17 protein-coding genes are annotated in these 22515 nt (G+C 69.7%); 10 read left to right on the forward strand and 7 right to left on the reverse strand.

All coding sequences use genetic code 11. The features are described from left to right. The first annotated feature begins 43 nt into the window (after window positions 1-43). A complete protein-coding gene (locus tag IE246_RS12135) occupies window positions 44-943 on the forward strand; it encodes a DMT family transporter (protein ID WP_189989836.1) in 900 nt (299 codons plus the stop codon). Here IE246_RS12135 and IE246_RS12140 read toward each other — a convergent pair. The 4 genes from IE246_RS12140 to IE246_RS12155 form a co-directional block, all read right to left on the reverse strand. Next, window positions 927-1910: a hypothetical protein gene (locus IE246_RS12140; protein WP_189989838.1), complete on the reverse strand. Its 984-nt coding sequence runs from the start codon at window positions 1908-1910 to the stop codon at window positions 927-929. The two genes, IE246_RS12135 and IE246_RS12140, sit on opposite strands and share 17 nt — an antisense overlap. Before the next feature lie 12 nt (window positions 1911-1922). Beyond that, window positions 1923-4412: an EAL domain-containing protein gene (locus tag IE246_RS12145; protein ID WP_189989840.1), complete on the reverse strand. Its 2490-nt coding sequence runs from the start codon at window positions 4410-4412 to the stop codon at window positions 1923-1925. A 135-nt stretch (window positions 4413-4547) separates the two neighbouring features. Then, window positions 4548-5204, reverse strand: a complete 657-nt coding sequence (locus IE246_RS12150; protein ID WP_189989842.1) for a DNA-3-methyladenine glycosylase family protein — start codon at window positions 5202-5204, stop codon at window positions 4548-4550. Continuing rightward, window positions 5201-6046, reverse strand: a complete 846-nt coding sequence (locus IE246_RS12155; protein WP_189989844.1) for a polysaccharide deacetylase family protein — start codon at window positions 6044-6046, stop codon at window positions 5201-5203. Before IE246_RS12155 ends, IE246_RS12150 begins: the two co-directional genes overlap by 4 nt. Window positions 6047-6359: 313 nt before the next feature. Here IE246_RS12155 and IE246_RS12160 point away from each other — a divergent pair, with 313 nt between their 5' ends. From IE246_RS12160 to ppk2, 5 genes are all read left to right on the forward strand, one after another. Next, window positions 6360-7403, forward strand: a complete 1044-nt coding sequence (locus IE246_RS12160; protein ID WP_189989846.1) for a TRAP transporter substrate-binding protein — start codon at window positions 6360-6362, stop codon at window positions 7401-7403. After that, entirely contained in the window at window positions 7400-7912 is a 513-nt protein-coding gene (locus tag IE246_RS12165) for a TRAP transporter small permease (protein ID WP_189989847.1), read from the forward strand. The genes IE246_RS12160 and IE246_RS12165 overlap by 4 nt, the downstream gene beginning before the upstream one ends. Window positions 7913-7916: 4 nt before the next feature. Further along, window positions 7917-9275, forward strand: a complete 1359-nt coding sequence (locus IE246_RS12170; protein ID WP_189989849.1) for a TRAP transporter large permease — start codon at window positions 7917-7919, stop codon at window positions 9273-9275. Window positions 9276-9454: 179 nt separating this feature from the next. Continuing rightward, complete coding sequence (locus tag IE246_RS12175) at window positions 9455-11158, forward strand: thiamine pyrophosphate-requiring protein (RefSeq protein WP_189989851.1); 1704 nt, start codon at window positions 9455-9457, stop codon at window positions 11156-11158. Between the two features lie 135 nt (window positions 11159-11293). After that, a complete protein-coding gene (ppk2, locus tag IE246_RS12180) occupies window positions 11294-12358 on the forward strand; it encodes a polyphosphate kinase 2 (RefSeq protein WP_189989853.1) in 1065 nt (354 codons plus the stop codon). A 21-nt stretch (window positions 12359-12379) separates the two neighbouring features. Here the strand turns inward: ppk2 and IE246_RS12185 are convergent, their stop codons facing one another. Genes IE246_RS12185 through IE246_RS12195 form a run of 3 tightly spaced genes read right to left on the reverse strand, consistent with a single transcriptional unit; the run spans window position 12380 to window position 18781 of the window. Further along, entirely contained in the window at window positions 12380-13435 is a 1056-nt protein-coding gene (locus IE246_RS12185; protein WP_189989855.1) for an HD-GYP domain-containing protein, read from the reverse strand. 5 nt (window positions 13436-13440) lie between these two features. Continuing rightward, window positions 13441-17376, reverse strand: a complete 3936-nt coding sequence (locus tag IE246_RS12190) for a response regulator (RefSeq protein ID WP_189989857.1) — start codon at window positions 17374-17376, stop codon at window positions 13441-13443. A gap of 55 nt (window positions 17377-17431) precedes the next feature. Further along, window positions 17432-18781 carry a globin-coupled sensor protein gene (locus IE246_RS12195; RefSeq protein WP_189989859.1) on the reverse strand — a complete coding sequence of 450 codons (1350 nt, stop codon included), beginning with the start codon at window positions 18779-18781 and terminating at the stop codon, window positions 17432-17434. Window positions 18782-19222: 441 nt separating this feature from the next. Here IE246_RS12195 and IE246_RS12200 point away from each other — a divergent pair, with 441 nt between their 5' ends. The 4 genes from IE246_RS12200 (at window position 19223) to IE246_RS12215 (ending at window position 22515) form a co-directional block, all read left to right on the forward strand. Next, complete coding sequence (locus IE246_RS12200; RefSeq protein WP_444545905.1) at window positions 19223-19621, forward strand: secondary thiamine-phosphate synthase enzyme YjbQ; 399 nt, start codon at window positions 19223-19225, stop codon at window positions 19619-19621. A gap of 2 nt (window positions 19622-19623) precedes the next feature. Continuing rightward, on the forward strand, window positions 19624-20904 hold the full coding sequence (locus IE246_RS12205) for an amidase (protein ID WP_189989863.1): 1281 nt from the start codon (window positions 19624-19626) through the stop codon (window positions 20902-20904). A 185-nt stretch (window positions 20905-21089) separates the two neighbouring features. After that, a complete protein-coding gene (locus tag IE246_RS12210; RefSeq protein WP_189989865.1) occupies window positions 21090-21836 on the forward strand; it encodes a creatininase family protein in 747 nt (248 codons plus the stop codon). A 4-nt stretch (window positions 21837-21840) separates the two neighbouring features. Continuing rightward, window positions 21841-22515 (forward strand): cytochrome b/b6 domain-containing protein, encoded by a 675-nt coding sequence (locus IE246_RS12215; RefSeq protein ID WP_189989867.1) that lies wholly within the window; start codon window positions 21841-21843, stop codon window positions 22513-22515.

A 22515-nucleotide genomic window follows, 5' to 3' on the forward strand; every position in this document is an offset into this window, starting at 1 on the left:
TTTCCCCATCGCGCCACCTTCCGTCGAAACCGCGGAGGGACGGATGCTGCTCGCCTACCTGCAACTCGCCGGGGCGATGGTTCTGGCCGGCGCCACCGTCGCCGTCGCCAAACCGGTGGTGGCGGCGGTGCCGGTCTACGTCTTCGGCTTCCTGCGGTTCGCGATCGTGGCGGCGATCCTGGTACCGCTGGCGCTGCGCAACGGCCGGCTGCGGACGGTGGCGTGGCGGGACCTGGCGGTCGCGGGGCTGCTGTCGTTCTTCGGGGCCTTCCTGTTCACCATGCTGATCCTGGAGGGCGTGGCACGGACCAGCGCGGTCGATGCCGCGCTGATCACCAGCACGATTCCGGCGGCGACCCTGCTGCTGTCGGCGATGGTCCTGGGCGAGCGCCTGACGGTTCGGCGTTGCGGCGCGGTCGTGCTGGCGAGCGCCGGAATCGCTGTGATCGCCCTGCACGACGTGGCCGGCCCCGGCGCCCGGTCTCTGCTCGGCAACCTGCTGGTGGTCGGTGCGGTGTTCTCGGAGGCGATGTTCACCGTCCTCGCCAAGCGTGTCGGGGCGCGGCTGGCGCCGGTGCCGCTGGCGGCCATCACCGGGGTGGCGGCGACCGTCATGTTCCTGCCGCTGGCGGCGCTGCAGGTTGCGCAGGACGGCTGGCCGGCGATCGACGCCGGCACCTGGACGCTGATCGTGTTCTACAGCACGGCCGGCAGCGTGGTCGCCTTCCTGCTGTGGTTCGAGGGGCTGCGCAAGGCCGACGCCGGCATCGCCGGGGCGTTCACCGCGCTGATCCCGGTCAGCGGCGCGCTGATCGCCATCGTCGGCCTCGGCGAGCGCTTCACCGCCGGCCACCTGGCGGCGCTCGGGCTGGCGCTGCTGGCGATCGCCCTGGCGACCCGGCCGGAACGGCCCCACCCGGAGCGGCTTACGGGCAGCGGGTGAGGATGTCGGAGGTCCGGGTCGAGAAGCCGGCCCGGGTGGTGTCGCCGACCAGCTGCAGGTCGTTCTTGCCGAGCTTCTGGAAGTGCTCGACCAGGTCGGGTGAGCGCCGGACGTACCACGTGTAGTCGTCCTCCAGCGTCTCGACCACCGGCACCTTCAGGGATTCCGGCCGGCCGGGCGCGCCGACCACCAGGCCCTCGGCGTCGAACTCGATATAGGTCTCGTCGCACCGGCCGGGCGACCAGCGGCCGCGCAGCCCCGGCGCGACGCCGTGGTAGGTGATCACCTGCCCGGTGGTCTCCGGCATCACCGCGTCGCTGCCGGTGGGCGCGATCATGGCGTCACGATCGCCCGACCCCAGTCCGGCCGTCAGGTTCCGGAACATCGAGATCACCGGCTTCACCTGCGGGGCGTCGAGGGCGATACCGAGCCCCAGGACCGCCGCCGCGGTCAGGATCAGCGCGATGACGATCGTGCCGATGACGAAGAACGCCTGGCCGCTCCGCCGTTTCGGCGCATCGAAGCGCGGCGGCGGGCCGATCGGCGGCTCGTCGTCGGGCAGCGCCTCGTCCGCGCCGCGTCGGCCGGCCGGCGGCCAGCCCTCGAGGTCCAGGTCTTCGCCTTCGTCGCTGGCGCGCCGGATGGCGTCGGCGAACGCCTGCCCGCCCGGGACCGCCTCGCGGTCGTCGTCCGCGATCGGCTCGTTCCGCCAGGCGGGCCCGCCGTCGTCGCGTTCCGAGAGCGACAGCTCGACCGCGCTGCGGTCGACGAAGAAGATCTGGGTGAACTCCCAGTCCTCGGCCGCCTCGTCGTAGGCTCCGGCCAGGATCCGCACCTCGGCGTCCTCGCCGGAGTCGAACTCCCGGACCAGCGAAGCCACCAGGACCGAGGCCGACTGCGCCCGTTCGAGGGTGTCCCAGACACCGTCGTGCTTCTTCTGGAGGAAGTAGACTTCGAAACGCTTCATGCCGCGGGAATCCTACCAGACCCGGTTCTCGGCCAGAAGGCGCCGTACGTTCTCCGTCGTCAAGGGTCGCGAGAACAGGAAGCCCTGGGCGTAGCCGCACCCTATGGCCCGGAGCTGGGCGAGCTGCTCCGGCGTCTCCACGCCTTCGGCGATCACGTCGAGTCGCAGGTTCTGGGCCAGCAGCGCGATGGTCCGCACGATCTCGAGGTTGTGCCGGTTGCGGCCCATGTCCTGCACGAACGACTTGTCGATCTTCAGGGTGTCGATCGGGAAGGTATGCAGGTAGCTGAGCGAGCTGTAGCCGGTCCCGAAGTCGTCGACGCAGACCTTGATGTCGAGCTCCTTGAGGTGTCGCAGCATCTGTGCCGAGCGCTGGGCGTTCTCCATCAGCGCGCTCTCGGTGATCTCTAGCTTCAGGCAGTTGGCCTGCAGGCCGGTGCCCTCGAGGCTGTTGGTCACCATGCGCACCAGGTCGAGCTGGGTGAACTGCCGGCCGGACAGGTTCACGCTGATCTCGAACGGTCCCTGGTCGGTGAAGTCCCGGTTCCACTCGACCATCTGGGCGCAGGCGTTGCGCAGCACCCACTGGCCGAGCTCGACGATCATCCCGGTCTCCTCGGCGAGCGGGATGAACTCCGACGGCGGGATGTCGCCGCGCTCGGCATGGTGCCAGCGGGCCAGGGCCTCGAAGCCGCGGATCCTGCCGTCCGACAGCGATACGATCGGCTGGTAGTTCAGCACCATCTCGTGCCGCTCGAGCGCCCGCCGCAGATCGGTCTCGACGTCGAGCGGGGTGACCGTGGTGCCGCGCATCGCCGGATCGAAGGCGACGGACCGCGCCTTGCCCAGTTCCTTGGCCCGGTACATGGCCAGCTCGGCGTCCCGCAGGATGTCCTCGGGGCGGACGTAGTTCTCGGCGGAGTGGGCGATGCCCATGGAGGCGGTGGTGAACACCTCCTTGCCGCCCAGCATGAACGGCGTGGACAGCGCCTTCTGGAGCATGTCGGACAGGCCGGTCGCGTCCTCCTTGTCGCGGACGTCCTCCAGCATGATCGCGAACTCGTCGCCGCCGAGCCGGGCGACGGTATCGCCGAACTTCAGGTTCTGCTCCAGGCGGCGGGCGGCGGCGATGATCAGGTCGTCGCCATGCACGTGGCCCAGGCTCTCGTTGACCACCTTGAAGCGGTCGAGGTCGAGGTAGATGACGGCGAACTGGGCGGACGGGGTGCGGCGCTGCCGGGCCAGGGCCTGGCGGACCCGCTCCAGGAACAGCGTCCGGTTGGCGAGGCTGGTCAGGCTGTCGTGCAGGGCGTCGTGGATCGCCTGCTCCTCGGACCGCTTGCGCTCGGTGATGTCGGTCATCGAGCCGGCGATCCGGTAGGCGTTGCCGTCGGAGTCGCGCACCGCGAGGCCGCGCACCAGCATCCAGCGGTAGCTGTCGTCGAAGTGCCGGACGCGGTGCTCGCTCTCGAAGTTGGCGGCGGCGCCGCTCAGATGCGCGTCGATCTGGGCGGTGACCCGCTGCACGTCCTCCGGGTGGATGCGGCTGAACCACTCCTCGGCACCGTCGCTGATCTCGTCGGCCGCGAAACCGAGCATCTCCTTCCAGCGGTCGGAGAAGAAGATCCGGTTGCTGCCGAGGTTCCAGTCCCACAGCCCGTCGTTGGCGCCGGCGGCGGCCAGGGCGTAGCGTTCCTCGCTCTCGCGCAGCGCGGTCAGCACCTTGTGGCGGTCGGTGACGTCGGAGTAGGTCGCGACAAGCCCGCCGTCGCTCAGCGGCCGGAGGCGGATTTCCAGCGTCCGCCCGCGGGTGTCCCGGCGCTCGTAGATGGTCCCCCGGGTCTGGGTCGACATCCGGTAGACCTCTTCGGTCAGCTCGCCGACGTCGCCCGGACCGAGGTCGCCGCGCCTGGCCAGGAACCGAATCATGTCGATCATCGGAGTGCCGACCTGGGCGAAGGTGTGGGGCAGGTCGAGCAGCTCGAACAGCTGCGCGTTCCAGGTCATCAGGCGGTAGGCGGCGTCGAAGGCGCAGAGGCCCTGGCTGATGTTCTCGAGGGTGCCGCGCAGCAGCTTGGTGTAGCGCGCCGCTTCCTCGGCGTGTCGCCGCTCGTCGGTGATGTCGCGGGTGATCACCACGCGGCCGCCACCGGCCATCGGCCGATCCTCCGAGCGGAACCAGCGGCCGTCCGGCTGTCGCGACTCGTAGCTGCTGTTCGGCAGGGCGTGGCGTCGCATCCGGTCGGCGACGGCACGCTCGACGTCGTCGATCATGCCGCGCTCGTGCAGGACCTCCGCATCCCGCCGGATCAGCTCCTGGAAGCGGGCCCCGGCCACCAGCTCCGGTTCGAGGTGCGGGAAGGCGCGCAGGGCGCCGGCGTTGAACGCGACCAGCCGGTCGTCGGCGTCGAGCACCAGGAAACTGTCGTCGATCGCGTCGATGGCCGACTGAACCGCCACGTCGACTGTCGGCATTCCGGCCAGGGGAGCGACGGTGCTCACGAGCCTCTCCGACGCGCCGCGCGCCTGCCGAACGGCAGGCGCTTGCCCCGACTGCTGGCGGACTTCGAACTCGACACGTCCCGGTAGACCGATCGATTGTACAACACGTCTCGAATTGTAGATTATCAGAGCCGTTTACGGCCCGCTACCGTCGGCGCCGAGCACGGCGATGCCGCGGCGGTGCCGGTACAGCCGCCACAGTAGCAACGCGGCGGCGCTGCGTTCGGGCCGCCATGCCGCGGTCAGGGATTCGGCCCGGGCCGGGGGTGGCCGATCCTCGAGACCGAGCGCCATCCGGACCCCCTCGCGCAGCGCCAGGTCGCCGACCGGGAACACGTCGGGATCGCCCAGCGCGAACATCCGGTAGATCTCGGCCGTCCAGCGGCCGATGCCCGGCAGGGCGGTCAACCGGGCCGTGGCCTCCTCCCCTGGCAGATTCGCCAGTCCGCACGGGTCGAGCGTGCCGTTCGCCACGGCCGCGGCGAGCGCGCGTCCATAGCGCATCTTGGCGCGCGACAGGCCGATCCGGCCGAGCGTGGCGTCGTCGAAGCCGAGGAACCGCGCGACGTCGTCCCCGCCGGCGTCCGCCAGGCGATCCCAGATCGCCGCCGCCGCCGCGGTCGAGACCTGCTGGCCGACGACGATCCGCAGCAGGGAGCCGAAGCCGGGCTCGAGGATGCGCGGCTCCGGCGTCCCGACCTCGGCGATGACCGCGGCCAGGGCCGGGTGCTCGTCGCCGAGCCGCGCGAGACCGGCGGCCAGCGCGGCGCGGCGGTCTGTGGCCGCGGTCATGTCCTGGGCGGACCGACCCGTTCGGCAGCCTCGCGGGCAGCCTCGGCCATGGTGAGGAAGGTGGCCCCGGCCCCGGTCAGGTGGTCGATCAGCGCCGCCATCGCCTTCATCCGATGGCCGCGGCCGGACACGAACGGGTGGAAGGTGTAGGTGATCACGCCCCAGTCCGTCGTCTCGCGCATGTAGTCGAAGTCGGCGATCCAGTTGTCGACGACCCCGCGCCAGTGCCCGAGGCCGGGATTCAGGGCGCCGCCCGACATCACCGACCATTCGAAGTGAGGATAGTCGTCGAGGCTCCAGCTCACCGGCATCTCGATCAGCGGCGTCTCGGGCCCGAAGGTGGCCGGTTCCAGCAGCGGGGTGCGGTCGCCCGTGCGCGGCCGATAGGGCCGGTAGTCGTGGCCCATCATGCTGGAATCGTACTCGAAGCCGTGTTCGATGAGCAGCTCCAGGGTGTTCGGGGACAGGTCCCAGGACGGCGAGCGGTAACCGACCGGCGGCTTGCCGGTGATCGAGCGGATCGCCGCGATGCCGCGTACCAGCTCCTCGGTCTCGTCCTCGCGCGACAGGTCGTTCGGGCGGCGGTGGGTCCAGCCGTGATGGGCGATCTCGTTGCCGGCCTCGACCAGCGGGGCGACCGAGCCGGGGAAGCTCTCGATGGTGTGGCCCGGCACGAAGAAGGTCGCCGGGATGTGCCGGTCGGCCAGCATCAGGTGGATGCGCTCGACCCCGACCAGCCCGAACTCGCCGCGCGACAGGGCGGTCGGGCTGACCATGCCCTTGGCGATCGGCAGCGACAGGGCGTCGAAGTCGTAGGTCAGGCAGACGATGTGGCGGGGCATGGCGCGGATCCTCCCGGCCGGCACGCTAGCCGCTGGCCGAAACCGGGGCAAGGCGACGCGGGTGCGACGAGAGAGGGTATCGGCGTAGCGGCGAGAAGACGCTATCGTGGTGTATACAAGGGGTGCACATTCCGCCCTGCGGCGGGGGTGCAAATGCCGCTCTGCGGCGGGATCGGATCGATCCGGGTGTTCGGCGGGAGGGGGTGCAGCACACGAAATCGCCGGGTCGGGCCGGCCTGTTGCGGTCCGAGCAGAACCGTCGCACCGAAAAGCCGGCGGCCGGACGCCCAGAAGATCGGACAGGGAGGAAGACATGAGACCATTGCAGTGCCTTAAGGCCGCGACGCTGGGGCTGGCATTGGCCGTCGGCGTCGGCGCCGCCGCCTCGGCCCAGGAGTTCAAGTTCACGCTCCATCATCTGCTGCCGGCCAAGGCGCCCGCGCAGACCAAGATGCTGGAACCCTGGGCGAAGGCGGTCGAGGACAACTCCGGCGGGCGGGTCAAGATCCAGATCTATCCGGCGATGACCCTGGGCGGCCGGCCGCCCGAGCTGATTCAGCAGGCCCGCGACGGCGTGGTCGACCTGGTCTGGACCGTCAACGGCTACACGCCGGGCCTGTTCCCGCGCACGGAGGTCTTCGAGCTGCCGTTCGTCTACCTGAACGACCCGAAGGCGGCCAACCTCGCCATGTACGACATGTTCGAGAGCGACCTGCGCGAGGAGTACAAGGGCGTCGAGGTCATGTTCCTCCACGTCCATGCCGGCCAGGCCATTCACATGCGCGACAAGCTGGTGCGCAAGCCCGACGACCTGAGCGGCACGAAGCTGCGCATCCCGACCCGCACCGGCGCCTGGATCATCGAGGCGCTGGGCGCCTCGCCGGTCGCCATGCCGGTTCCGGAGCTGCCGCAGGCGCTGCAGAAGGGCGTGGTCGACGGTGCGCTGATCCCCTGGGAGATCATCCCGCCGCTCAAGATCCAGGAGCAGACCGAGTACCAGATCGAGGGCGTCGACAAGGCCCGCTTCGGGACCACGACTTTCCAGGTCTCGATGAACAAGGCCCGCTGGGACGGTCTCCCGGACGACATCAAGGCCGCCTTCAAGAAGGCCTCCGGACCGGAGTGGTGGGGGCAGGTCGGCGACATCTGGCGGGCCTCCGACGAGTTCGGCATCGGCCTGGCCGTCAAGGCCGGCAACCAGCACATCACGCTGACCAAGGAAGAGACCGACGCCTTCCAGAAGGTATTGGAGCCGGTGGTGCAGCGCTGGGTCGACGAGGTCTCCGCCAAGGGCATCGACGGCAAGGCCCTGGTCGCCAAGGCGCGTGAGCGCATCGCGGCGCACGGCGGCAAATGACGCTCGGTTCCGGCCGGGGCGTGCGGGCGGGGCCGATCGGCCTCGCCCGCAACGTCATCAAGGTCTGGGCGCTGATGGGCGGCGTGTCGCTCGTCGCCGTCGTGGCGATCAACGTGATCTCGGTGGTCGGAGCGGTCGTCTGGAAGCCGTTCCCGGGGGATTTCGAGATGACCGAGGTCGGCGTCGCGGTCGCCGCCTTCGCGTTCCTGCCGTACTGCCAGCTTACCGGGGCCAACGTCACGGCCGACATCTTCACGGCCGGGGCCTCGCCGCGCTGGATCGCTGGCTTCACGCTGCTCGGGTCGGTCATCGCGCTCGGCTTCAGCCTGATACTGCTTCGGCAGATGTATCTCGGGATGGTCGACCAGAAGGCGTTCGAGTACACGACGGCGATCCTGCAGTTCCCGCACTGGATCGCGTTCGTGCCGATCCTGGTCTCGCTCGCCCTGCTGGCGGTGGCCGCGGCGATCACGCTGGTCGAGAACGCCCAGACCATGGCGAAGGCCTGATCCGATGCTCGACGCCCTGACGAGCGGCATCGCCGGCCTGGTCGTGCTGGTTCTGCTGATCGCGATCCGCGTACCGATAGCCTACTCGATGATCCTGGTCGGCGGCATCGGCATCACGATGCTCAACGGCCCCGCGATGGTCATGAGCCAGCTCAAGACGCTGGCCTACGGACAGTTCTCGATCTACGACCTGTCGGTCGTCCCGATGTTCGTGCTGATGGGCGCGCTCGCCACCCGGGCCGGCCTCAGCCAGGACATGTTCCGGGCCGCCAACGCCTGGCTCGGCTGGCTGCGCGGCGGCACGGCGATGGCCGCCATCGCCGCCTGCGCGATCTTCGGCGCGGTCTGCGGCTCGTCGCTGGCGACCGCCTCGACCATGGGCAAGGTCGCGCTGCCGGAGCTGCGCCGGTACAATTACGCCGGCTCGCTGGCCACCGGCACGCTGGCCGCCGGCGGCGTACTCGGCATCCTGATCCCGCCTTCGGTGGTGCTGATCATCTACGCCATCATCGTCGAGGCGAACATCGTCACGATGTTCATGGCCGCGCTGATCCCCGGTCTGCTGGCGGTGCTGCTGTTCCTGCTGACGATCGCGGCCTACGTGGCGCTGCGGCCCGAGGCCGGGCCGCGCGGCGGCTCGGGCAGCCGCTCGGAGTTCGTGGCCGCGACCGTCGGGGTGATCCCGGTGCTGGTCATCTTCATCCTGGTGATCGGCGGCATGTATGCCGGGTTCTACAACCCGACGCCGGCGGCGGCGGTCGGCGTGTTCCTGGTCTGGCTGTTCGGCGCCCTGCGCCGCGGCCTCGGCCTCTCGGCCCTGCGCGAGGCGCTGCTGGATACCGCCAAGACCACCGGCATGATCTACCTGATCCTGCTGGGCGCCGAGCTGCTGAAGATCTTCATGTCGCGGGCCCAGGTGCCGCAGGCGATGGCGGAATGGGCCGTCAACTCCGGCCTGGCGCCGATGACCGTGCTGATCCTGCTGCTGGTCGGCCTGATCCTGCTCGGCTGCCTGATGGACAGCCTGTCGATGATCCTGCTGGTCATCCCGTTCTTCTGGCCGGTGATGATGGAGATGAACGGCGGCCTGTACCAGGGCGCCGAGGGCGCCGGCTTCGGGATGAGCACCGAGGACCTGAAGGTCTGGTTCGGCATCCTGGCGCTGGTGGTGGTCGAACTCGGGCTGATAACGCCACCGGTCGGCATGAACGTGTTCGTGATCTCGGCGCTGGCGACCGACACGCCGATGCGCGAGACCTTCAAGGGCGTCATGCCGTTCTTCGCGGTCGAGATCCTGCGGGTTGCGGTCCTGCTGGCGTTCCCGGCGATCACCCTGTGGCTGCCGGCGGTCTTGCGGGGGTAGGGCGGTGAGTGGCAGCCGTCGCTCCGTGGGTCCCGGCTCTTCCCCCGGTTCAAGGCCGGGGTACGACCGGGATGAGGCGAAGGAGGGGTCCTTCCACATTCCTCATCCCGGCCGCAGCGGCGCGGCCGCGGAGAGCCGGGACCCACCCGCCGCTCCCTAGCCCGAGACAAGGTGACGACATGACCGACCACGACACCATCACTGCCGGCGGGGCGATCTTCACGCGGCTGAAGGCGCTCGGCGTCGACTACGTGTTCGCCAACTCCGGCACCGACTTCCCGCCGATCATCGAGGGACTGGCCGAGGCCAGGGCCCGCGACATCGCCCTGCCGCGCGCCCTGGTGATCCCGCACGAGCACGCGGCGATGGGGATGGCGCACGGCTACTATCTGCTGTCCGGCCGGGCCCAGGCGGTGATGCTGCACACCAATGTCGGGCTGTCGAACGGCGTGATCGGCGCGATCAACGCGGCCTGCGAGCACGTTCCGATCCTGCTGATGTCGGGCCGCACCCCGGTGACCGAGGCCGGGCGGTTCGGCGCCCGCACCGTGCCGATCGCCTGGGGCCAGGAGATGCGCGACCAGACCGCGCTGGTGCGGGAGTCCTGCAAGTGGGACTACGAGCTGCGGTTCCCCGAGCAGATCGCCGGCCTGCTGGACCGGGCGCACGCGATCGCCAACTCGACGCCGAAGGGCCCGGTGTACCTGTCGCTGCCGCGCGAGACCTTGTGCGAGCCGACCCCGCGGGCCGGGCTCGACGGGCCCACGACGATCGCGCCGGTGACGGGCGCGCCGGACCCGGCGGCGATCGCCACGGCGGCGCAGTGGCTGGCCGGCGCCAGGGCGCCGCTGGTGATCGCCCAGCGCGGCGCCGGCGATGCCGACAGCTTCCAGGCGTTCGCCGACTGGGCGTTGGAGTGGGGCATCGCGGTGTGCTCCTGGTGGGCCACGCATCTGGCGATCTCGACCGAGCATCCCTGTCACGTCGGGGCAGACCCGGGGCCGTGGCTGGCGGCCGCCGACGTCGTGGTGGTACTGGACAGCCTGGCCCCCTGGTGGCCGGACAGGCATCCGCTGGCCGACGGCGCCAAGGTCATCAACATCGGCCCGGACCCGGTGTTCAGCCGGTTCCCGGTGCGCAACTTCCGCTCCGACCTGTCGATCGCCGGCGAGAGCCGGCTGACGGTGCCGGCGCTGATCGCGGCGATGCAGGGTCTGCCGCGCGACGAGGCGGCGGTCGCCGAGCGCCGGGCCCGGCTGGCGGGGGCGTCGGAGGCGACCCGGTCGGCGCTCAGGGCGCGGGCGGCCGAGACCTCGCGCGGCATCACCAAGGCGTTCGTCAGCCTGTGCCTGGGCGAGGCGCTCGACGGGCTGAAGTCCAGCGTGTTCTCCGAACTCGGCACCCAGCTCGGGGTGATCAAGCGGACCGAGCCCCGGTCGTGGTTCCAGGAGCCGCATTCCGGCGGCCTCGGCTGGAGCTTCCCGTGCGCCATGGGCGCGCAGCTGGCCGAGCCGGACCGGATCTGCGTCGCCACCCTGGGCGACGGCTCCTACATGTTCGCCAACCCGACGGTGTGCCACCAGATCGCCGAGGCGCTGCAGCTGCCGGTGCTGGTGGTGATCCTGAACAACGAGGAGTGGGGGGCGGTGCGCGCCTCGGTCGGCGGGCTGTACCCACAGGGCTATGCCGCGCGGGCCAACGACATGCCGCTGACGGCGCTGAAGCCGTCGCCCGACTTCGCGGTCACGGCCGCGGCGAGCCGGGGCTGGAGCCGGACGGTGACCGACCCGGCCGAGCTGCGCGGCGCCATCGACGCGGCGCTGGCGGTGGTCCGCGACGAGCGCCGTCAGGCCCTGCTCAACGTCAAGGTGCTGCCGGACTGAGGCGGCCGGCTCGCGACGGCCGTGGCGCCGTCTCCGACCGGCCCCGCTTGATGCATATCAAGGTGCCGGGCGCCTGCATCCGATTGAATGTGACGGATTTGTGGCGGCGCCGGGCGGACGGCGGGGGAGAGTGCGATGGCGGATGCGGTCAAGGCGAAGAACGGACAAGGCGTGGCGGGCGGAGTTCGGCGTGCCGGCCGTTCGAGGGCGGGCGAGTCGACGGCCGCGGGCGACGGCGGCGCGGGTACCGCGCCGGCACCGACGGAGCTTGCGACGGCGCCGGACGCCGCGGCGGTTCCGGCGGTCGCCGAAGACGCCCATCAGACGCTGGCCCAGCGCCGCCGCGACCCGGACGCCATCCGCCGGGCCTTCGAAACCGGCGAGTATCCCTATCACGGGCGCCTGCGGACCAGGGACTACGAGCGCCACATGGAGGCGCTGCAGGTCGAGCTGCTGAAGGCCCAGAAGTGGATCAAGGACACCGGCGAGCGCATCGTCGTGCTGTTCGAGGGCCGCGATGCCGCCGGCAAGGGCGGCACCATCAAGCGGTTCATGGAGCACCTGAATCCGCGCGGCGCCAGCGTGGTCGCGCTCGAGAAGCCGTCCGAGCGCGAGCGCACCCAGTGGTACTTCCAGCGCTATATCGAGCACCTGCCGTCGGCCGGCGAGATCGTGTTCTTCGATCGCTCCTGGTACAACCGGGCCGGGGTCGAGCGGGTCATGGGCTTCTGCACGCCGAACGACTACCTCGAGTTCATGCGGCAGTGCCCGCAGCTGGAGCAGATGCTGGTGCGGTCCGGCATCCTGCTGTTCAAGTACTGGTTCTCGGTGACCCGGGAGGAGCAGCGCAAGCGCTTCCAGGCCCGCAAGACCGACCCGCTCAAGCAGTGGAAGCTGTCGCCGATCGACCTCGCCTCGCTCGACAAGTGGGACGACTACACCGAGGCCAAGGAGGCGATGTTCTTCTACACCGACACCGCCGACGCGCCGTGGACCATCGTCAAGTCGGACGACAAGAAGCGGGCCCGGCTGAACGCCATGCAGCACTTCCTGGCCAGCCTCGACTACCCGAACAAGGACACCGCGGTCGTGCACGGCCCCGATCCGCTGATCGTCGGCTCGACCGCCCACGTCATCGGACGCGACCAGCACATCCTGGGCAAGTCCATGCACCCGGAGAAGCGCCGGGCGGTGAACTGACGGACGGCGCGGGAGCTGCTGTTACGGCTCCGAGTGTCGGGCCCGGATCTCGACGATCTCCGGCAGGGCGTCGAGGAACGCTTCGACGACGGCCGGGTCGAAGTGCCGGCCCGACTGCTCGCGGATGTGCGAGACGGCTTCCTCGACCGGCCAGGCCCGCTTGTACGGGCGCTCGGAGGTCAGGGCGTCGAACACGTCGGCCAGGGCGACGATGCGGCCTTCCTGCGGGATCGCCTCGCCGGCCAGGCCGTTCGGATAGCCGGTGCCGTCCCATTTCTCGTGGTGGGTCAGGGCGATGCTGCGGGCCAGGACCATCAGGTCGGTGTCGTCGTCGGACAGGATGTCGGCGCCGATCGAGACGTGGCTCTGCATCAGTTCCCACTCCGCGGGGTCGAGCTTGCCGGGCTTGAGGAGGACGTGGTCCGGTACCCCGATCTTGCCAATGTCGTGCATCGGGCTGGCGTGCAGCATCAACTCGCAGTCCTCCGGCGACCAGCCGAGCCGGGCGGCGAGGAGGGCCGAGATCTTGCTCATCCGCAGGATGTGGTTCCCGGTCTCGTTGTCCCGGTATTCGGCGGCACGCCCCAGCCGCCGCACCACCTGCAGGCGGGTCTTGCGCAGCTTCGCCGTGCGTTCCCTGACAAGTTCCTCGAGCACGCTGTTCTGGGCCCAGGTGATCCGGTGCGCCAGGTGCGCTTCCAGCAGGTTGCGGACGCGGGCCATCAGCTCCGCCCGGTCGAACGGTTTGGTCACGTAGTCGCGGGCGCCCGATTTGAAGGCGCGCAGCAGGAACTCGCCGGCCGACTGGGCGGTCAGCACGATGACCGGGGGCAGCATCGGGTCGTCCAGCGCCCGCAGCTGCGCCATCACGGCATAGCCGTCGAGGTGCGGCATGTTGAGGTCGAGGAGGATCAGCCCCGGTGACGTCTCGCGGTAGGCGTCGATCGTCCGACGGGGGTCGTCCAGCAGCGTGAGCCGCGTGTAGCCCTCGGCACGCAGCATCTTGTCGAGCAGCTTGAGGTTGGTCTGCTCGTCGTCGATCGCCAGGATCGGCGTGCTCTTGATCTGCGTCGACATCGGCATCATCGATTGGCTTCCTGCAGGGGAGCGGTATCGTCGAGGGGACGGACGTCGGCCTCGCCGAAGCCGGCGCGACGGTCGCCGGACACGCGCCGGTCGGGCGTCCGGAGAAGCTCTGCGACGGTCTCCAGGAACGCGGCGATGTCGATCGGTTTGGTCAGGTAGCGGCGGAAGCCGGCGTCCAAGGCCCGCCGGATGTCCTTCTCCATCGCTGCGGCCGAGATGGCGACCGCCGGAATCGATCGCGTCGCCGGTTCGGCCCGGAGCCGCGCGAGGGTCTCCAGCCCGTCCATACCCGGCATGTTGATGTCGAGCAGGATCAGGTCCGGGCGGTGGGCGGTGGCGATGTCGATTCCGAGCGACCCGTTGTGGGCCTCGAGCAGGGTGATCTGCGGGTGCCGGGCGAGCGTCTGGCGAACCAGCTTGAGGTTCGCCGGGTTGTCTTCGACATAGAGCACCGTGCCGGCCGGCAGGGTCGACGGGGCGTGCCGCGGCGTCGGCTCCGGTGCCTTGCCGGTTGTCGCCACGGCGGTGGGCAACTCGATCCAGAAGGTGCTGCCGGCGCCGGTTCGGGTCTCGACCCCGATCTGCCCGTCCATCGCCTCGATCAGCCGCTTGCTGATGACCAGGCCGATGCCGGTTCCCTCGATCTCGGTCGCCTCGGCGCCGAGGCGGCTGAACGGCGTGAACAGCTGGCCGAGGCGTTCCGTGGGGATGCCTTCGCCAGTGTCCGCAACGGTTATCCGCACCCGGCCGGAAGGGGTGAGCGCGCTCCTGACGGCTACGCTGCCGCCTTGCCGGTTGTACTTCACGGCGTTGCTCATGAGATTGACCAGGACCTGCTTCAACCGGGTGCTGTCGGCCCGTACGGCGCCGGCACCCGGGCCGCGCTCGACCGTCAGGGTGACGTCGCGTCCCTCGGCCAGAGGCCCGATCAGGCTCACGCAGCCGTTGAGGATGTCGGCGAGGTCCACGCTCTCGATCGAGAGATCGAGCTTGCCCGCTTCGATGCGTGCCAGGTCGAGCACCTCGTTGATCAGCTGCAGGAGATGCTGGCCGGACCGCCGGATGGTCTGGACGCTGTCGAGCTGGTCCTCGGTCAACTCGTCGATCTCCAGGACCTGGGCAAAACCCAGGATCGCGTTCAGCGGGGTCCGGAGCTCGTGGCTCATGCTCGACAGGAAGTCGGACTTCGCGCGATTGGCGGCTTCCGCCTCGTCCTTGGCGAGCAGCAGCGCGCGCCGGTCATCGCGGCGGATCAGGGCCTGGCCGATCTGCCGGGCGATGTCACGGAGCAGCTCTTCCTGGCCCGCCGTGAACTTCGGTTCCGCTCCGTCCCTGCGCTCGTCCGGCAGGAACGCCTCGATCCTTGCGCCGGCGACCTCGAAGAACGGGATGCTGATCGCGAGCCGGCAGGGCGTCTCCCGGAACTCGGAAGTGACCACCGACCTGCCGCCGTGAGTGATCCGCAGCGAGCTGCCGGTCATCAGGACCCCGCCAGACTGCACGCGGTCGATGCAGGCTTCGAGCATCTCCTGCTCGGAGAGGGTGTCGTTCAGGGTGTGCTTGGTGACGTCCCGGAGGCAGTGGGCGGCCTCGAGCTGCTGGTTCTGCCGCAAGTTGAGCGCCTGCAACGCAGCCTCGGCCCGTTTCATCGCGGTCACGTCCTGGACGACGCCGCGGCGGATCAGCGGCCGTCCGTCGGCGTCGAACTCGATGCGGGCCCGTTCGTGAACGTGGCGCACCTCGCCGTCGGGTCGGACGATGCGGTGGACGACATCGTAGTGCCCGGTCTCGTTCGCCTGATCGATGGCGGACCGGACCAGGGCGCGGTCGTCGGGATGAACCGCCCGGTGAAAGCCTTCCAGCGTGGGCGTATAGGTCTCCGGGTCCAGGCCGAAGATGCCGAACACCGCGGGCGACCAGTGCAGCGTCGAGTTGTTCGCGACGATCTCCCAGTTTCCGAGCTGCGCGATGCGCTGCGCTTCCTCGAGCAGGGCGCGTTCCTTCTCGAGCGCCGCCTCCGCCTTCTTGCGGTCGGTGATGTCCTGCACCACCCCCAGCATATGCCAGGGCTTTCCGTCGCGGTCGCGGACGACGTCGCCGGTTTCCTGCAGCCAGCGAACCGTGCCGTCGGGCCACACGCAGCGATGCTCGATGCCGTATTTGACGCCGTCCTCGACGCACGCCCGCACCGCGTCGACTACCGCCTGTCGGTCGTCCGGATGAACCGCATTCAGGAAGTTCTCGTAGGTGGTCTCGAGCTTGCCGTCCGGATAGCCGAACAGCGGGGCGATGCGTTGCGACCAGAACAACTCGCCGGTTCGGATGTTCCAGTCCCAGGTGCCGATGTTCGCGTAGTTCTGGCTGATCCGAAGCCGCTCCTCGGCCGCTTTGACCCGGGTTATCTCGGTACGGATCGAGACGTACTGATAGGGTCTGCCGTGCCCGTCGAGGTACGGGACGATGGTGCTCTCGACCCAGTACAGCGAGCCGTCCTTCCGCCGGTTGCAGATCTCGCCCTTCCAGATCCCGCCGCCGGCGATCGTCTGCCAGAGGTCGCGATAGAACTCCGGCGGGTGGAAATCCGACCGCACGATGCGGTGGTTCCGGCCGACCAGCTCCTCCCGGGCGTAGCCGCTCACCTCGCAGAACTTGTCGTTCACATGGGTGATGGCGCCGCGACGGTCGGCCACGCTGACGATCGCGTGACGGTCGAGCGCCAGCCGCACGCGCTCGCGCTCGTACAGGATTTCGTGAAGTCGGGCCGTGGCGTCGCTGTTCTCGCGAGCCCGGCGCGCCCGGGCGGTCACCGCGGCCACGAAGTATCGCGGGTCGACGGGCTTCACCAGGAAGTCGTCGCCTCCGAGGTTCAAGGCGGTGAGCTGCCGCGTCGGGTCGGTGTCTGCCGACAGGAACAGGATCGGCAAGTGCCGGTAGGTGTCGCGCTCGCGCAGCACGGCTGCGAGTTCGGGGCCGCTGGCGTCCGGCATCGACTGGTCCAGCAGCAGGACGTCCGGCCGCTGAGCCTCCAGCGCCTCGAATATCGCGAGCGGCTCGCTCAGGGTCTGGACGTCCATGCCGGCGGCGCGGAGCAGCTCGGCATGCAGTTCGAGGGACAGCGGCTCGTCGTCCACCATCAGGATCCGGTAGGGGTCCGCCGGCTGGCGGGCGGTCACGATGTCGAGTTGGTCGACGAGATGATCGGTGTCGACCGGTTTCGTGAGGTACCGGGAGGCGCCCGCCCGCAACGCCGCCAGCCGTGCCGGCAGATCGTCGCGAGCCGAAACCACGATCGCCGGGACGCCCGAGAGGCCGGACAGCCGGAGCCGGGCGATCGCGGCCGCACCGGCGTCTCTTCCCTCGGCGAGCATCATGTCCATGATGACCGCGTCCGGGCGTTCCTCGTTGACTGCCGCATGGAAGGCGTCGAGGTCGGCAAAGACACGAACGCCATAGCCGGCGGCCCTCAGCGCCTCGTCCAGGTGCCGGGCCTGCTCGCCATCGTCCTCGACGACGTACACCCGGGGCGCGTCGGCGCGTGGTGGTTTCGCCGGACGGTCGACCGGCTCCAGGCGCGGGCCGTGGTTGTCGGTCAGCGTCCGTGTCGCCTGCTCGATCCGGTCGATCGAATCCGCGATCGCCCTGAGTTCCGCCGCGGTCGGCGTCCGTTCCGCCTGCAGCGGCACCGAGACGTCGCGGAGCCGGATCGCCGCCTCCGACAGCGGAACGTAGCCCACGACGCCCGCGATGCCGGTGAGGTCGTGCACCGCCTGCCGGATGTGTCGAGACGCCTCCGGCCACGCCTCGTCGGAGGTCAGGAAGGCCAGCCCTGCACGGATGTCGGCGCAACGGTCCAAGAGGTTCTCGGCGTGCTGCCGGCAGGTCCCGGCCGGCCGGCCGGAAACGCAGGTCGTCGACCCCGATCGCTCAAGCATGTCTCGGTCCTCGCGGCGAGCGGGCGGGCGGGCCGGCATCGGCCCGCCCTGGCCCTCAGGCGGCCTTGATCCGCTCGAAGAACTGTTCGATCTCCTCGCGCAGCCGGTTCGAGCGGCTGTTGACCTCCTCGACCGATCGGACCACCGAGCTGGCGCCGCTGCCGGTCTGCGCGGCCGCGTCGGTGATCACGACCACGCTGGTCGAGACCTCCTGGGTACCGACCGCCGCCTGCTGGACGTTCTGGGCGATCTCGGTGGTCGCGGTTCCCTGCTGCTCCACCGCCGCGGCGATCGCGGTGGCGATTTCGTTGATCCGCCGGATGGTGCCGGTGATGCCCTGGATCGCGTCGACCGATCGGCTCGTGGCGGCCTGCATCTCAGCGACCTTGCTGGAGATCTCGTCGGTGGCCTGGGCAGTCTGGTTGGCCAGCGCCTTGACCTCGGACGCGACCACCGCGAACCCCTTCCCGGCATCGCCGGCCCGGGCGGCCTCGATGGTGGCGTTCAGGGCCAGCAGGTTGGTCTGGCCGGCGATGTCGCTGATAAGCTTCACCACGTCGCCGATCTTCTGGGCGGCATCGGCCAGCCCTTGGATCTGCACGTTCGTGTCCTCGGCATGACCGACCGCGTCGGTCGTGATGCGGGCCGACTCGCCGACCTGCCGGCTGATCTCGCCGATCGAGGCCGACAGTTCCTCGGCTGCGGTCGCGACGGTCTGCACGTTGGCCGATGCCTGTTCGGCGGCGGCCGCGACCGTGGTGGTCTGCTGGGACGTGCGCTCGGCGGTTCCGGTCAGCGACTCCGCGACCGACTGCATGGAACTTGCCGCCTGGCTGACTTCGGACAGCAGACCCTGGCTGGCGTCGTTGAACGCCAGGATCGCCGACTCGACGGCATCCTGCCGCTTCTGCCGCTCCGCCAGCATGGCCTCCTGGTAGACGGAAATCGCGAAGTCCATGTCGAGCATGACGGCCGAGCCGACGGCGGCCATCGCCGCCGCCGCCCTGTCGGTGGACCAGCGGTTCTTCTTGACGATCACGCGGGTCAGCTCGCGCATGACGTAGTTGTAGCCTCCGATGTACCAGCGCGGCTCCAGGCCGATCCGGTTGTGGGTGAGGCCGATGGTTCGCACGCTGTGGACGTAGGCCTGGTCGAACCCGCTGGTGAACAGCCGTTCCCAGTGCCTGCCCTGCGCGGAAGCCAGCATCGCGCTGCGGTCGCCGATCATCCGGGCGAGCACGGGTGTCTGCATGACGTGCTTGTAGAACCCGGCGAGGATCCGCGGCAACTCGGGCTTGAGGTACTGCCAGGCCTCGCGCAGCGTCGACTTGGTCGCGTCGTCGATCTGCATGAAGGCGAGCCGAGCGTCGATGTCGCTCGCACCGCTGACTTCGGCATTCTGCATATTCAAGCTCCCACGAGTCTTGTGAGGATTCCAGAGAAAGGGGGGCGATGTCGGGGTATTTTCCGCAACGCGGCGACAGGGCGGGGTGTTCGCGAAAGTACGCGGCGATCAACTCTTGCGATGTATTGCGCATCGAGGATGATCGCTGCGAATTTCTCGCAGATTCGATTTTGCGAGTGCATTGGTAGTTGTACGTAGCCATATTCGAGCGCGAATTATGTTGATCATCGCAAGTTGTCGTGTGGGTCGTCGAGACACCCGCGGAGCGTGTCGGGGTGGCACGGCTCCAGGGGCTGATCAGGCAGCGTGGTTGGTCGGCGGACCGATCGTCCCTGGGGTGACGGTCCAGCCGCACGCGCCCTTGCCGGCACTGCCGTGACCGCTATCCTCGCGCCCATGTCCGACGTTCCGCTCGCCGCCCTCCGTCAGTCCCAGTCCGCCTTGACCGTCCGCACGGCTGGCCGGGGCTTCACCGAGATCACGCGGGAGGTCGACGCATTCGTGCACGACGCCGGGATATCGACCGGGCTGCTGACGGCCTTCGTGCGGCACACCTCGGCGTCGCTGCTGATCCAGGAGAACGCCGACCCGGACGTGCAGCGGGACCTGGAGGCGTTCCTGGCGCGGCTGGCACCCGATGACCCGCGTCTCTACATCCATACCGCCGAAGGGCCGGACGACATGCCGGCGCATATCCGCTCGGCCCTGACCCAGACTTCGCTGTCGATCCCGGTCGCCGGCGGGCGTACCGTTCTCGGAACCTGGCAGGGGGTCTACCTGCTCGAACACCGCACGGCCCCGCATCGCCGCGAGGTCGTGCTCCATCTGATCGGAGCCTGAGCATGGCCGAAGCGCCGAACACCCTGAGCGCCGTCGAGGCGGCACGCCGCATCGAGGCCGGCACCCTGACCGTCGAGGAACTGGCCGAGGCCTGCCTCGCCCGGATCGCCGAGCGCGAGCCGGAGGTCGGGGCGTTCGCCCATTTCGACGCCGAGGCGGTGCGCACCGCAGCCCGTGCAGCCCGGGCCGACGGCCCGCTGCGCGGCCTGCCGGTGGCGGTCAAGGACCTGATCGACACCGCCGATCTCCCGACCGAGTACGGCTCGGAGATCTATGAAGGGCACCGCCCGAGCGAGGACGCCGCGGTGGTGGCCCGGACCAAGGCGGCCGGCGGGCTGGTGATCGGCAAGACGGTCACCACCGAGTTCGCCTGGCGGCGCCCCGGCAAGACCCGCAACCCGCACGACCTCGGCCACACGCCCGGCGGCTCGTCGAGCGGGTCGGCGGCGACGGTCGCCGACTTCATGGCGCCGCTGGCCTTCGGGACCCAGACCGCGGGCTCGGTCATCCGCCCGGCCGCCTATTGCGGCGTCGTCGGCTTCAAGCCGACCTTCGGCACCCACGACCGCCGCGGCGTGAAGCTGCTGGCCGAGTATCTCGACACCGTCGGCACCTTTGCGCGCTCGGTCGAGGACGTCGCGTTCTTCGACTACGCGCTGCGCGGCGAAACCATGCCGCGGCTCGACATGTTCGACGGCGCACCGCCGCGCCTCGCCATCCACGTGCCGTTCGCGGACCGGATCGACGAGGACGCGGCCGCCGCGCTGGAGCGGGCCCGGATCGCCGCCCAGACCGCGCGCGCCTCGGTGGTGGCGCTGGTCGACTGGACGGCCTACGAGGCGATGGACGAGGTCCACACCACCATCATGACCGCCGGTGCGGCGCGCGCGCTCGCCTGGGAGTACGACAACGCCTACGACAAGCTGAGCGACTTCTACCGCGAGACCCTGGCGGCCGGCCGGGCGATCGACGACGCCGCCTACTACGACGCCCAGGGCAAGGCCGATGCGTTCCGCAACGACGCGGCGGCACGGCTCGACGGCATCGACGCGATCCTCACCGTGCCGGCGTCCGGCGAGGCGCCGGCCGGCATCGAGTGGACCGGCGACCCGCTGTTCAACAAGGTCTGGACCACGCTGCGCTGGCCGTGCGTCACCATTCCCGCGGGCCGCGGCAGCCACGGGCTGCCGGTCGGCGTGCAGATCGTCGCCGGCTACGGCGAGGACGCCCGTGCGCTGGCCGTGGCCGCCTGGCTGGAACGCGCGATGAAGGCGTTGGAATAGGGGCGGCGATGCCCGTTGCACCGTGGGTCCCGGCTCTCCGCGGCTCCGCCGCTGCGGCCGGGATGACGACAAAGTAGGTAGGGCCGAGCTCCCTCTCCTGTCGTCATCCCGGCCTTGAGCCGGGACCCACCGGTGAGCGCCGAACGACCGACTGGCCGAGATATTCTAACCGAGGAGACGACCGAATGCGCCTGCAGCACATGACCTGGATGGAGGTCGAGGCCTACCTGAAGGAGCAGAAGGGCATCATCGTGCCGATCGGCTCCACCGAGCAGCACGGACCGATCGGGCTGATCGGCACCGACGCGATCTGCCCTGAGGTGATCGCCGACAAGGCCGCCGAGACGCTGGGCTGCATCATCGGCCCGACCATCTCGGTCGGCATGGCGCAGCATCACCTGGCGTTCCCGGGATCGGTCGCGCTCCGGCCGAGCACGCTGATCCTGGTGATCCGCGACTACGTGCTGTCGCTCGCCCGCAACGGCTTCGAGCGCTTCTACTTCCTGAACGGCCACGGCGGGAACATCGCCACCACCCAGGCGGCGTTCAGCGAGATCTACGCCGAGACCAGCCTTAACCCGGGCTGGGGCCGGCCGCACATCCGCTGCAAGCTGGCCAACTGGTTCGGCTTCCAGCCGGTGACGGCGCTGTGCAAGGAGCTGTACGGCGACCGTGACGGCAGCCATGCCACCGCGTCCGAGGTGGCGGTCACCCAGTACGCCTGTCCCGAGCACATCAAGTCGGTGCCGATGGAGCCCGCACCCCCGCGGCCGCGGGCGTTCCTGGACGCCGACGACTACCGCTCGATCCATCCGGACGGCCGGATCGGCGCCGACAGCTTCCTGGCCACCCCGGAAGCCGGCGGCAAGCTGGTCGCGACCTCGGCGGCGTCGGTGATCGAGGACTACAAGGCGTTCATGGCGGAGGCGTGAGGCGATGGCACGCGGCGGCGACATGGTGAAGGTGCAGGTCTGGGACCTGCCGATCCGGTTGTTCCACTGGGCGCTGGTCGCCGCGTTCGCCGGCGCCTGGTACACCGGCGAGAACGGGCCGACCGACTGGCACGAACGCTTCGGGCTGGCCATCCTGGCGCTGCTGGGGTTCCGCCTGATCTGGGGTTTCGTCGGCGGCGAGACCGCCCGGTTCGCCGTCTTCGTGCGCGGCCCGAAAGCGGCCTTCGGCTATCTGCGCGACACCCTGGCCGGACGGCACCCGCTGCATCTAGGCCACAACCCGCTGGGCGGCTGGTCGGTGCTGGCACTGCTGGCGGTGCTGGCGGTGCAGGCGGTCATGGGAACCTTCGGCAACGACGAGATCCTGTACGAGGGGCCGCTGGCGCACCTAGTTTCGGAGGGGACGGCGATCCGCCTGACCGGCTGGCACAAGCTGTTCTTCAACGTCGTGCTGACGTTCGCCGCCATCCATGTGACGGCGGTGCTGGCCTACGCGCTGCTGCTGAAGACCGACCTGGTGCGCCCGATGGTGACCGGCTGGAAGTCCATCCCGGCCGAGCAGGCACCGGAGCGGATCGCCCGCACCCCGGCCTGGATCGCCGCCGTGCTGTTCGTCGGCTGTGCGATCGCGGCCTGGGGGCTGACCCTGCTCGGGTAG

Source organism: Thalassobaculum fulvum (assembly GCF_014652915.1).
Classification (GTDB): Bacteria; Pseudomonadota; Alphaproteobacteria; order Thalassobaculales; family Thalassobaculaceae; genus Thalassobaculum_A; species Thalassobaculum_A fulvum.

What these genes read in the sequence shown, in the direction of transcription:
- IE246_RS12205 (WP_189989863.1), top strand. Translation starts at nt 19,624, where the DNA reads ATGGCCGAAGCGCCGAACACCCTGAGCGCCGTCGAGGCGGCACGCCGC.
- IE246_RS12175 (WP_189989851.1), top strand. Translation starts at nt 9,455, where the DNA reads ATGACCGACCACGACACCATCACTGCCGGCGGGGCGATCTTCACGCGG.
- IE246_RS12185 (WP_189989855.1), bottom strand. Translation starts at nt 13,435, where the DNA reads ATGTCGACGCAGATCAAGAGCACGCCGATCCTGGCGATCGACGACGAG.
- IE246_RS12170 (WP_189989849.1), top strand. Translation starts at nt 7,917, where the DNA reads ATGCTCGACGCCCTGACGAGCGGCATCGCCGGCCTGGTCGTGCTGGTT.
- IE246_RS12155 (WP_189989844.1), bottom strand. Translation starts at nt 6,046, where the DNA reads ATGCCCCGCCACATCGTCTGCCTGACCTACGACTTCGACGCCCTGTCG.
- IE246_RS12160 (WP_189989846.1), top strand. Translation starts at nt 6,360, where the DNA reads ATGAGACCATTGCAGTGCCTTAAGGCCGCGACGCTGGGGCTGGCATTG.
- IE246_RS12140 (WP_189989838.1), bottom strand. Translation starts at nt 1,910, where the DNA reads ATGAAGCGTTTCGAAGTCTACTTCCTCCAGAAGAAGCACGACGGTGTC.
- IE246_RS12210 (WP_189989865.1), top strand. Translation starts at nt 21,090, where the DNA reads ATGCGCCTGCAGCACATGACCTGGATGGAGGTCGAGGCCTACCTGAAG.
- IE246_RS12135 (WP_189989836.1), top strand. Translation starts at nt 44, where the DNA reads ATGCTGCTCGCCTACCTGCAACTCGCCGGGGCGATGGTTCTGGCCGGC.
- ppk2 (WP_189989853.1), top strand. Translation starts at nt 11,294, where the DNA reads ATGGCGGATGCGGTCAAGGCGAAGAACGGACAAGGCGTGGCGGGCGGA.
- IE246_RS12195 (WP_189989859.1), bottom strand. Translation starts at nt 18,781, where the DNA reads ATGCAGAATGCCGAAGTCAGCGGTGCGAGCGACATCGACGCTCGGCTC.
- IE246_RS12150 (WP_189989842.1), bottom strand. Translation starts at nt 5,204, where the DNA reads ATGACCGCGGCCACAGACCGCCGCGCCGCGCTGGCCGCCGGTCTCGCG.
- IE246_RS12190 (WP_189989857.1), bottom strand. Translation starts at nt 17,376, where the DNA reads ATGCTTGAGCGATCGGGGTCGACGACCTGCGTTTCCGGCCGGCCGGCC.
- IE246_RS12165 (WP_189989847.1), top strand. Translation starts at nt 7,400, where the DNA reads ATGACGCTCGGTTCCGGCCGGGGCGTGCGGGCGGGGCCGATCGGCCTC.
- IE246_RS12215 (WP_189989867.1), top strand. Translation starts at nt 21,841, where the DNA reads ATGGCACGCGGCGGCGACATGGTGAAGGTGCAGGTCTGGGACCTGCCG.